The sequence below is a fragment of the Microcystis sp. LE19-10.1B genome (genome assembly GCF_027530565.1).
Lineage (GTDB): Bacteria > Cyanobacteriota > Cyanobacteriia > Cyanobacteriales > Microcystaceae > Microcystis > Microcystis aeruginosa.
Genome location: NZ_JAPZQM010000602.1, coordinates 1 through 1,775 on the forward strand (window position 1 = coordinate 1; position 1,775 = coordinate 1,775).

Annotated in this window: 1 protein-coding gene; it reads right to left on the reverse strand. The window is 47.0% G+C overall.

The features are described from left to right. On the reverse strand, positions 1-1,115 hold a 1,115-nt coding region (locus tag O9332_RS21725), incomplete at its 3' end, for a transposase (protein WP_288027371.1). Positions 1,116-1,775: the final 660 nt, after the last annotated feature.

Below are 1,775 nucleotides of genomic sequence, written 5' to 3' on the forward strand. Positions count from 1 at the left end.
TCGGAGAGAGCGTTCTTAGAAGAGAAACAGGGTTCTGGGTCAGAGTGGAACAAAGGGATAGGAGAAAGCAAAGAGCGGCCCTTGTGGACAACGCCCTGGAGCCAACGAAGACCAATTTTGAGATAGCTGAGACCCCGCGTCCAATGGGGGTCAACCTGAGAGCGAAGACCATTGAGTTGAACGGCCATACCGTGAGTAGTGGCATAAAGAAGAGCAAGGGCTGGGACCAAATACAGACGGGTCAAAGCAGGAGCAGAACGGATAGCGGAGTCTTCAAGTTGAAAAGCACCGGATTTTGAATCTAAAAATAACTCCTCGACCCGAAAGCGCAAGGCGTACTGCCATAAAGTGTTCAGAGAGGGGGTTTCGTCAGTAATGACAGCCCAAGGTTCTTTGACTCCCGTGACCCTTGCCAGAACAAGATTGCATCGATAGATGCCGTCTGTCCACAGACCGACCTGATCGTAAAGAATGGCTTCTCCTTTGGCAGGCCAGAGATATTTGACTTCGATAGGATGTCGCCGAACCCCATGGACCAGAACGTCGCCAGGTAAACGTAAGCAGTAATGCCATCCACTGACTTGCAGCCAACTGAGCAAACCATGATTGGCAAACCCTCGGTCGGCTAAGAGCATGACATCGGGATAATCCTTCAACAATCGCTGAGCATCCCGCAGCATCGGTTTGTAGGTGTTCACTGCGACGGTGGCACTCGGATGGTCTAGCACTCGCCATAACAGGGGGACTGCAGGACCGCAACAGACTATCGACAGATGAATCATACAATAGCGATTCCACAATACAGTTGTATCTAATGCCAAGTAAAGTCGATTGCCTTTCCAGCTACTGATGGCGGCTAGCACCAGAGGAATATACAGGGATTTGACCCGAATTCGATGATTGCCCATAAATCTCTGCCATCTGCGTTCGGTGCTTTGTGCCTGTGTTGCACGACTAGGGACGTAGGACTCCCACATTGGCAGGCTTAATTTCCCGCTACAGATTACTGCTGTGACCATCCAGGCTAATGCCTTGAGGTGTCGCAGGTCTCGCCATTGGCTGTGTTGACACAGTAAAGAAAGTAGTTGAGCATAGAGACTGGTAGTGGTTGACATGGGAGGTTCGCTGATGTTCTGTTAATCTCAGCATTCCATATCCTGCTACCTTTTTCTCTTTCCACGCTATTTCAAGGGTTTCCGACACTTGTGTCAGGCACTCAGGTCTTTCCCAGTAAATATTTCACGATTCTATAAGCAAAAATTATCACACAAAGTCGAGAAGAGCCGATGTTTTTTCGGCAACTTAACCTAAGACTGGCTCTAATAGTTTGACTAGAGAAAAAAGAGGTGCGTTACATTTCATTAACGCACCCTACTGGACTGTTTCAGCTAATTTGGTGTATTAGAAAAATGCTATGAATTCTATAATCTAAGACTTTAAGCCGAAATCTATTGCCCTATTTTAGCTGAAACAATCCACTACCAGAGCGGCGTACTGCTACGCAGTGCCTTCGGCATCGCACTGACACAAACCGAAGAACCATAAAGATTAGATTGAACATTTCTGGGATTTCTCTCCAACGGCAAAGTTAGCCTGCTTTTGGGGCAGGGATTAGCGCAAAGGTGGTGTTATACCTGGACTTCCCCCATACATAAATACTAAAAAATTAACAAAACCCTTACTGCAGGTCGCTTCTAAGAAAAAATTGAAAAGAGACTACTGGGTACATTTTTCACTTGAAAATGGCTGTACCGCTGACTGTATCTGGAGTAGAG